The 9389-nt window shown below is 55.4% G+C and carries 7 protein-coding genes and 3 pseudogenes; 6 read left to right on the forward strand and 4 right to left on the reverse strand.

Translation table 11 applies throughout. The features are described from left to right. The coding region (locus FEV53_RS18615; RefSeq protein ID WP_142836207.1) for an IS5 family transposase at nt 1–748 on the forward strand (748 nt) is incomplete at its 5' end. 73 nt (nt 749–821) lie between these two features. After that, nucleotides 822–1226: a tyrosine-type recombinase/integrase gene (locus FEV53_RS18620; RefSeq protein ID WP_246100932.1), complete on the forward strand. Its 405-nt coding sequence runs from the start codon at nt 822–824 to the stop codon at nt 1224–1226. 690 nt (nt 1227–1916) lie between these two features. On the opposite strand, the pseudogene FEV53_RS18625 reads toward FEV53_RS18620, so the two are convergent. Both FEV53_RS18625 and FEV53_RS18630 read right to left on the reverse strand, forming a co-directional pair. Beyond that, nucleotides 1917–2339, reverse strand: a pseudogene (locus FEV53_RS18625) (transposase); the annotation flags it as partial. Nucleotides 2340–2818: 479 nt separating this feature from the next. Next, nucleotides 2819–3910, reverse strand: a complete 1092-nt coding sequence (locus FEV53_RS18630) for a Hint domain-containing protein (protein WP_142836209.1) — start codon at nt 3908–3910, stop codon at nt 2819–2821. 422 nt (nt 3911–4332) lie between these two features. Between FEV53_RS18630 and FEV53_RS22220 the strand changes: the two are divergent. From FEV53_RS22220 to FEV53_RS18650, 4 genes and pseudogenes are all read left to right on the forward strand, one after another. Continuing rightward, nucleotides 4333–4459: pseudogene (locus tag FEV53_RS22220) on the forward strand (transposase); the annotation flags it as partial. A gap of 86 nt (nt 4460–4545) precedes the next feature. After that, complete coding sequence (locus tag FEV53_RS18640; protein WP_142836211.1) at nt 4546–4833, forward strand: transposase; 288 nt, start codon at nt 4546–4548, stop codon at nt 4831–4833. Nucleotides 4834–5836: 1003 nt separating this feature from the next. Beyond that, the gene (locus tag FEV53_RS18645; protein WP_142836212.1) at nt 5837–6787 is read left to right on the forward strand and encodes a retron St85 family effector protein; all 951 of its coding nucleotides are present in this window, start codon (nt 5837–5839) and stop codon (nt 6785–6787) included. Next, the gene (locus tag FEV53_RS18650) at nt 6784–7725 is read left to right on the forward strand and encodes a retron St85 family RNA-directed DNA polymerase (RefSeq protein ID WP_142836213.1); all 942 of its coding nucleotides are present in this window, start codon (nt 6784–6786) and stop codon (nt 7723–7725) included. The genes FEV53_RS18645 and FEV53_RS18650 overlap by 4 nt, the downstream gene beginning before the upstream one ends. Nucleotides 7726–7898: 173 nt before the next feature. Here the strand turns inward: FEV53_RS18650 and FEV53_RS18655 are convergent. Together FEV53_RS18655 and FEV53_RS18660 are read right to left on the reverse strand one after the other, a co-directional pair. Continuing rightward, nucleotides 7899–8159: pseudogene (locus tag FEV53_RS18655) on the reverse strand (transposase); the annotation flags it as partial. A gap of 561 nt (nt 8160–8720) precedes the next feature. Then, on the reverse strand, nt 8721–9389 hold a 669-nt coding region (locus FEV53_RS18660; protein WP_142836214.1), incomplete at its 5' end, for a calcium-binding protein.

The raw sequence follows: 9389 nt of genomic DNA on the forward strand, positions 1-9389 counted from the left end.
ATTGGTCCGAGCGACAATGGCGACGAGACAAACGACCGGGTTCGTTCAGAGCCTCCTGCGGCTGGTTGGGTTGGATTGGCGAGTGCCGGACTTCAGCACCCTGTGCCGCCGCCAAAAGACGCTGAATGTGGCGATCCCGTATCGCGGCGGCACGGGCCCGCTAAACCTGCTGATCGACAGCACCGGCATCAAGGCCGAAGGCGAAGGTGAGTGGAACGCCCGCAAGCACGGCGGAGCCAAACGGCGCATCTGGCGCAAGGTGCACATCGGTATCGACGAGGAAACATTGGAAGTCCGGGCYGTCGAAGTCACCGGCAGCAACATTGGCGATGCGCCCATCCTGCCAGATCTCTTGGACCAAATCCCGTCTGACGAAGAGATCGGTTCCGTGACGGCAGATGGCGCCTACGACACACGCAAGTGCCACGAGGCAATCGCTGCCCGTTGTGCCGCTGCGATCATCCCGCCCCGCAAGAACGCCAAGCCCTGGAAACCAACGAGCCCCGGAGCCATCGCCCTCAATGAGGCATTGCGCGCGTCCAAATATTTGGGTCGTGCCATCTGCCGACGATGGTCTGGCTACCACCGCCGGAGCCGGGTCGAGAGCAAGATGAACTGCATCAAGCTGCTCGGCCAATCCCTCATGGCCCGAGACTTCGACCGCCAGGTCGCCGAGCTGCAAGTTCGTATCGCCGTGCTGAACGGCTACACCGCGCTCGGCGTACCCATTACTGTGGACGTAGGATAGGTCCGCCCGGGGAAAGGGGAACCGCGCTCAGACCCCGATTTGTGCAACAGCGCCGATCCCGCTCGCCGACCGCTTGAAAGCCCACCTCGACGGGCTCGCACGAACGGACGGCACCGTTTTTACCGACGCCAAGGGTCGACCAGTGAGCTACCGGATCGTTGCGGAGGAAATGCGCACCATCAAAAAGAAGATGAAGCACGAGAAGGCGAGCTACTACAAAACGCACGGGCTCCGGAAAAATGCGACTATCGAGCTCTATCTGGCGGGATGTGATGACGAAATGGTCAAGGCGGTCACCGGCCATTCAGGCGTCGAGATGCTGAAAAAGTACGGCGGCCCGATCCGGCAAAGAGAGCTCGCGAAGCGTGCGCAAGAGGCAAGAGGCAAGAGGCAAGAAATCAAATGGAACGAAGCAAGACCGAAACGTGAAAGTTTCAACGGTTGTTTCAAAAATAGCAGTGAAGGAGAAATGGCATGACGCAAGTCATTGATTTTATTGGAGGCGAGTACCGGAATCGAACCGGTGTACACGGATTTGCAAGAGATGGAATTCCGCTGATTTCGCACGACTTTTCGATTAGACCGAGCCAGAAATATTGCGGAACGTATCGTGAATACCTAGAGGCCCTTCAGGGCTTCGCGGTGGCTCCATGTGACCACACCGAACAGCAGCTGCGGCGACTGGCGTTGGGAAGATCAGCAAAGGCCGACGCGGCGCAACTCCGTGGACGGCGAACGATCTGCGCAAATTCCGCGAGGTGCGCGAGCCGGGCGCGACACGGCACCTCGCGCTTACTCTTTTCATGTTCACCGCCTGCCGCGTCAGCGATGCAATCCGGCTGGGGCGTCAGAACGAGTCCGGCACATCTCAGAGATCAGCAATTGGTGGGCATCCACACCGCCAGACCGGCGCGCCGTCAGTCTCGGCCCTGAGCCGCCGCCCATCACCATTTCAAACGCCGCGATGCTGTCCGCGTTTCCTGCCGTTCGACTGTGTGTGCGGCATTTAAACCCGTCGAGTGTCCGCTGAGCGGACATTGTTGCCGTTCGCCGCAGCCGCTCAATCCCCGCTGCAGCTACGAGGGCGTTGGATAGGGGGACGGGAAGCGGTATTTCGCTGCGATTGCGAACTCAAATGACAGCATCTGCGTTAGCAGACCTTCCCGCCCTGATCAGATGACACGCTCAGCTTCGACACTTTGCTCTTGGAGATGCCAGACAAGCCTATAGCCTGCGCTCATTCATCAACCCGGCGCGTAGACACGTCGCCAATCCATGCTTCTTGGATCACAGCAACAAGCGCCTTCACGGAGGTCATGCGGGGCTCCAGGAAGCCCGGGAAATAGCTGCCCTGCTGCAGCTTTGGCAACTTCAGATTTAGCGCGCCCAAACGGGTCTCTAAAGCGAGCTCTCGATACCCGTTGCGCCACGTCGCACGGTCATTACTACGTTCGTGCTTGCCCGCATCGATCAGGCCTTCAACGTCGGCTTCCATGATCAGCGGGAGAACGGCCTCAGCAACGCTTCGAAGAAAGTCGCCGCCATCTTGCTTGGCCAGAAGTTCGGACAGGTCCATGTTGGTTTTGGTCATCGGGGTCTCCGTGTGGTTCGTGGTTGAAGCGGTCACACTCCACCTCGACGATACACCTCGATGGCCACCCGAGATTGCACCGTTGGCGGCGCAGAAATTACACCACGTGCTCGGACACTAACGAAAGACCTCAGCCGAAAGCCGGGACAACAGGCGCGACGAATATCGAAAATATCAAAGAAACCGCTCTGGCAGATCAATTCGGCTGCGCAAAATCCATTGACTCGGACAACCCCGTTACCGAAGTCATGACCCTTCTGTCTCTGCGCTTTGCTAAACTGGCTCCGTCACCGGCCCCGGCCAGGGCTGATGGCGGGGTAGTGCACGACGTCTGCCCCTTGTAGTACGATCATGTTTTCTAGCTTGTCGGCACCGTCTCTCTTCATCGTTTCGAACAGTTGACTGCGGCCTTTGCAGGACCGCGCACCAGAACGAAGAGAGTGTGGACAATCTATCACGGGACCGCTTCAGAAACCGCATCAGAGCTGCTGCGCCAGTTTTTTGCCGCGCAGCGCTGAGACCAGATCTTGCAGGATGATGCGATTTTTCTGGTGACGCCAGACCATCCGTCTTACCCGTTTGCCCTCCAATATCGGGCGGGCCTCTTTCATTAGGGGGCCTCCGAAATCTGGTTCCGGGTTCTGGCGTTCAATGTCACGGCGAAAGCGGGCAGGCACTGGGGCAAGTGTCTGAGCGGTCGCGAGTAAGCTCTCTGCAAGAGCGCCTTCGGCGAGCAGAAGTTCGTGTCGATCGAAGAGCAGATGGATGTACTCCACCGGCGCGTCGGTCATGTCGATCTCGATTCCCGGCAGCCCGACCAGCCGAATGGCCGGCACCAGCACCTCGGAGTCTCCGGTCATCCGTCGTGCGATAGCTGAACGGATGAGCATCCGGTGCTGCCGTGACACGCGCAAATCACGCTCCGGCACTCCGGGCCCCAGCGCACCTGTGCGGATCAGGACCGGGCGCTGGTTTGGGTTCATCCGCATCTCGGCGGCGGTGACATATCGGCTGCCGACCCACCGCACGGCCTGCACTCCGTGATCCATCGTCCAGAGTTGCGTTCCAGGCGTGATCCCGTCGGCGCGCCGCGCCCCATTGGGAGTAGCCAGCATAACCTCCCCCGCAAAGCAAAAAACCACATTGCTGCCCGGTGTTGCCGTGCCTTCGACCCAGTTCCCATCAGGGTCCTTACTGAGTGAAGTAGTCGAACCGGAATTCAGCGGGGTGCCAATGCTGGTCAGGCTGGTGCCGTCGAGCGAGCCGCCGGATATTGGGACCGAGCCGGTCGCGCCCCACGCGACGAAGTCAATGGCAACGCCATTCTCAGACAGCGCGATCGCATCGCGCGGACCGTTCGCCAGATTGGTAAAAATGACGTAAAAGTCATAGGTTCCGTCGGTCGAAAATGTCCCCGAACTGATAGGTATGGTGCTCGCCAAAGCGGCGACGCTCCCGGATTTTGTATAGATTTCGATAGCATAGGGCGACGGATCTTCGCCGGTGGGAAGGCGGATTTCGACGTATTCCCCGGCAAGTCCGGTATATGAAAATTCACTGATTTCAGCCATTCGCTCCCGTGCCTCATCATAAAAGGACCAACGGCACAAGACGCGTTTTCCACGTTCAATGGATCAATCGTGGGGCGGATTTTGGACTTTTACAACGAACTGTTCCGATCTGGTGGGTTCTCGGCACAATGCCGCCGAAACGGCTCGCACATGACCTTGCTGCACGAAGGCATCTGACTGCGTAGCTGGCTCATAGATGTAGCGACGGGACAACGGGATGCCTTTCAAGCACAACGCATCACGACGGCACAAGTTCGCGCAGGCGAAATACCGGGCCACGAATTGGGCCGGATACAACGAGAGTCTCTACCAGCGCGGTGATGTGACGATCTGGCTCAGCGAAGACGGATGGCCACATGGACCCCACCGCCCTCTGGCAAGCGCGGTGCGCAGCGGCGGTATTCGGACCTGGCGATCGAGGGTGCCTGACCTTGCGCGTCGTGTTCGGGCTGGCGCTTTGTCAAACGAAGGGCTTCGTGCGAAGTCTTCTGCGGCTCATACGGATTGACCTGCCTGTGCCAGATTTCTCGACGCTTTGCCGCGGCGGCCCATCGTTGAGGACCGCGCCGGGCCGGAGGCTGTCGGAATGACCGGCCGGATCGCCCAGAACGCGGATCCACGGCGGTTGGGAACGGATGAGTGAGAAGCACGGGCTGCCGAAGGCTCGCAAAACCCGGCGTAAACTGGATATCGGCCTCGATCCGGAGAGCGGTCACATCGTCACGTCCAGCCTGACCACCGAGCATGTCGGCGATCCCGGCGGGCTGCCCGAGTTGCTGGCTCAGGTGGCGGAGGTTGTGTGCCGTTCCCTCGGCGATGGCGCCTATGATGGCGCACCGCCCGCAGCGACGATACAGGAAGCCTTCGGGCCGGATGTGGAGGTGATCATTCCTCCGGGGCTCCGCCCGTTCGAGGCTGAATAGATCCACCGGATCGACTCTCTATCGCCTCTCACCCACCGAGCAACGCCGCCCCCCCCCCCCCGGGATTGCGAGACCCCCAATGCCCATATCCAGATGATTGCCGACCACGGTCGGATCGCCTGGCAAAAGGCCACCGGTTACAGTCAACGCTCCCGTGTTGAAGCCTAGATCGGCCGCTACAAGCAGGTGATTGGGCCTGAGCTAAGAGGTCGAAATATGGAGAGCCAAGCATCCGAGACCCTGATCGCTGTCAAATTCCTTGGGCCGCATGACCGACCTCGGTCGCGCGGCCGATGAGCGTGTCATCAGAAAGGGCGGATAAAGGCCGGTAAGAAGGCCGAATACGTCCAGAGTTTGATCTATGCAACACGCTCGGTGTAAATGTTGCGCACATCATCGAACGGCAGGAAACGCGGGCCGCATCGCAGCATCTGACATGGTGGCGAGCGGCAGCTCCGGGCCGTACTTTCGAGTTCTATCCTGCTGCATCCGCGAGATGCCGACAGAGATTTTGAGGCAGTCTGGGCTCACAGCCGACATGCGGCGACGCGGCGAGCCGGGGAAGATCGTCCAGGAGCGCAACGTCGGTCTCGGCCCATAAGAGACATTCATTGCCATCACCTCCGCTGCGTTGCAGCTTCTGCAGACCGGCCATTCGTCGCAGGATCGATATCACCACCATGTCGAAGGTCGGCAGCGCTGACAAAGTGTGTATTACTGCAAGCGCAAAAAAACATAACGCTCCCCCTACACCATGCTGACAACTTCAACCTCTGATATCTGGGTGTTCTATGGGTGTTTACTAACAGCAAGGCCTAGGCTAGGAGTAAATACCCTTACGCGGAACGCTCTTAATGAGCGTAGTCTGGTGTACAGCCGGACTCTAACTTATTGATTTCATTTTGGCGCGATAAGACCAAGAAGGTCTTATCAAAGCCGTAGTTTCGCTAAGACCTTCTTGGTCTTATCGCACCTTCAAAGGTAGGGGGCCTTACTTCAGATCATGAGCGGAGCTGCAAGTGATCCTCGCGACGATATCGCAGCCAAGATTTCGCTGAAAAATTGCCGCATCCGCAGCAAGCCACACTATGTTTTCGTTTGTGGTGGTAAAGTCGACGTTACTTCTACGGCAAACCTATCAGTTCGAAACATGATGATGAATAGTACTGCTGCGCAGGAAGGCGTAGAGTTTGTACTGGCCGAGAGCTACAAGGATTGGTTTGATGGCTACGATGATCTCGCGGAGTTTGAGAATGATATCGCGGGACTGGCATCTGTCGTCGCGGTCATTCTAGAAAGCCCAGGCTCTCTTGCCGAACTTGGTCTATTTTACGCAAATGAGCATATCCGCACAAAGCTCTTCGCCGTTCTAAATAGAGGTTTCTATATTGAGAGCTCCTTTATTAAGCATGGCATATTAGCTCCGCTCGAAACGCTTGATCAACGCTTTGTACTTCCGCTGGATCTCAATCCGGACAACGCAGACTTGATTGAACTGAGGGAAGTTGAGGAGATTGTCCACGAAGTCACATCATACTTGGACACGCTTCCTGACAGCGAAGCATTCACCATCGACAACCATGGCCATGTGTTACTCCTAATTTTTCAGATTATTCACCTTTTCTTGGCGTTAACCTTTAATGAAATTTTAACATTTTTAGAAAAGTCCGGTGTAACATTATCGGAAAAACGACTCAAGGCAGGCCTCTATATTCTTGAGAGGTTTGGTTTGGTCGGTATGGAGAAGCGGGCTTCTCAAAAGTTCTATTTTGCTAAGAGTAATGCTCCTACTCGTGTCGAGATCCGGGCTCAAAAGGGTGCGCCAGTAATTGACTTAAGTGCTGCAAAGATAAAAATCTCCCAACATTACAGGAAGCAATCTGCTTCAACCCGACGCGAAAAGAACAGAGTCTATGTTATCGAAAATTTCGTCATTTCTGGAGAAGGCGGATGAAACCCACTCAAATTCTCAAGAAAGAGCTCTTTCTTGCCGACATTGAACTCAAGCGTTACGTTTCAAGCTGTCCAAGAAGGTATAAAAGATACCCGATCGATAAACGATCAGGCGGGAAAAGAATTATTGCTCAACCAACGCCGGACTTAAAGGCGGTTCAGCGCTTGCTCGTTAGCCAGTTCCTAGAGAAATGTTTGCAGGTACATGAGTGCGCAATGGCGTATCAAGTCGGCAAGTCGATCGTTGATAACGCAAAGATCCACTCGAAAAACAGCTACCTTCTTAAGATGGATTTCAAGGATTTTTTCCCTTCCATCCGCAGCAAGGACTTGTGCCACCTCCTCGTTGCTCAGGGTCACCTAGACCAAGGTGACGAAATCGAATTACGCACGATATCGAGGGTATTCTTTATGCTCGAAAATGATGAGCTTGTATTGAGTGTTGGGGCGCCGTCCTCCCCCTTCATTTCAAACGCGCTCCTCTTCGAATTTGACACCATCGCCGATGAATATTGCAAGGAACACGGCATAAGCTTCTCCCGATATTCCGACGACTTGACGTTCTCAACAAATATTAAGGATGCCCTGTTTGCTGTGCCAGGCTTCATTAAGGAAGCACTTAAAGCTATGGAGTATCCGAGTCTATTAGTAAATGATGGCAAGACGGTATTCAGCTCGAGAGCGCATAACCGTCACGTAACCGGGATAACACTCACGAACGACGGAAAGCTTTCTATTGGGAGGAAGAAAAAGCGATCAATAAGAACACAGGTATTCTTATTTTCGGCTTCGCGGCTATCCACTCAAGAAGCAAGGTCTCTGCAAGGTTATATATCATTTGCACGAAGTGTTGATGCCGCATTTTACTCATCATTGCTGTCCAAGTATCCAGTTGCGATGGCTCAGCTAGAGGCGGCAAACTTTGGAGAAATAAACTAGACGCAGTCGCTGGAAGCAGTCAGGGTTCAGTTTTCGTCAATGTCCGCTCTAGAAGCCTCTGCAAAAGTGTTGTGACCATGCCGCGAATGACCGCTACCCGCCGTTCTGTGGAAAAACTGCGTATTGCGAGCGCAGAAATGGCGGGTTTGACTACGGCATAAGTGCCTTTCTGATCAGGCTTCCCGCAGATGCTGCGGTGCTGGAAAGATCTTGGCGAGCTTGCGGAGGTTCTGGGCGGTTGCGGCGAGGAGAAATTCGTCGCTCGCGCCGCATGGGCCGCGTAATCGAAGTCGTCCCAGCCCGAGGATGCGTTTAAGGTTGGCAAAGAGCATCTCGACCCTCTTTCGCAGCTTCATCGCGATGACATAGTCGTCGATCTCGGCCAGATCCCAATCGAGATCCGTTCTGACCCATTTCCGGTTGGGAGCATGCGGACTTCCCCAAAATTAGTTTCGGTCTTGAGACTTGGATGACGCCACCGATGGTAATGAACGATGATTGGGTCGAGTGGCGGAGAGACAGGGATTTAACGTCGAATAATATCTACATGTATTTAAGTTCATAACTTTGTTTGTATAGTATAATGTGTAGCATTTTATCGCGCCGTCCGGAACTTAAGTCAGATCACCGAACCTATTAGCAGAGCCCATACGAATGCGTCTTTACGGGTCTCGCCTGAATGCTCTGAAGGTGAATATCCGAGAAGAAAAGAACGCCGCCCGGTTTTCCGCGCGGCGCTACCTTTTTAAGGGCCACTTCTCCACCACCCATTGTTCCTGTGCAGGCCGACAGCTTGCGCCTGGCGGTCCGCGACGATCCGTCTTGCCAGATCCACGCTGTCCGACCGCAGTGGATCGGCCAGATTCTGGACAGTGGTCAGACGATATATAATAATGGACGCCGGCATGGGACTGTCACCATTTTATACGCTAGCGATCCGCCGTACGTCCATCGTACACGATTTGCGGTGCTCTGCCTGCGGCACCAGTTTTTGCTCACACAAAAATCATATCATCAGCCAAGGCGTTGAGGGTGATGTTTCGAATGGTCAGAGTATCGCCGGAACCGAAGTCAAACATGACATCCCCGTTGACTTGCGTGGCATAGGTCTGAACCTCAGAAAAATTATTCACTCCGAGTTTCGCCAGTCGAAGGGTGTCGATGTTGTCCTCGAAATCTACAACCGTGTCGCGGTCATAGTTCAGAGCGAATACAAACGTATCAGAACCAATCCCGCCATTCAGAAGGTCATTCCCGGCACCACCAAAGAGCCTGTCGTTGCCAGCATTGCCATTCAGCCTGTCGTGGCCGCTATAACCACTCAAAACGTTGCTACCCACGTTCCCCGACAGCACGTTGTCGAGATGGTTCCCAATGGCATCAATATTGCCGCTTCCGAGCAGAGCCACATTCTCAATGCTTGTATCAAGCGCCTGCACCCCGTCTGTCAGGTTTATCCCGACAAACGTCTGCACGACATCAATCCCGGCACCGCCGCTCAGCCGATCCCCGAAGCTGTCCATCACCAACGTGTCATTGCCGTTGCCGCCAAGGATCGTATCGGCCCCGATCCCGCCGTTCAGAAGGTCATTCCCGTCACTGCCCCAGAGCTGGTCATTCCCGGCGCCGCCGTACAGAGTATCGTGGCCGCCATAACCGATCAT

The sequence above is a fragment of the Palleronia caenipelagi genome (assembly GCF_007004065.1).
In the GTDB taxonomy this organism is placed as follows: domain Bacteria; phylum Pseudomonadota; class Alphaproteobacteria; order Rhodobacterales; family Rhodobacteraceae; genus Palleronia; species Palleronia caenipelagi.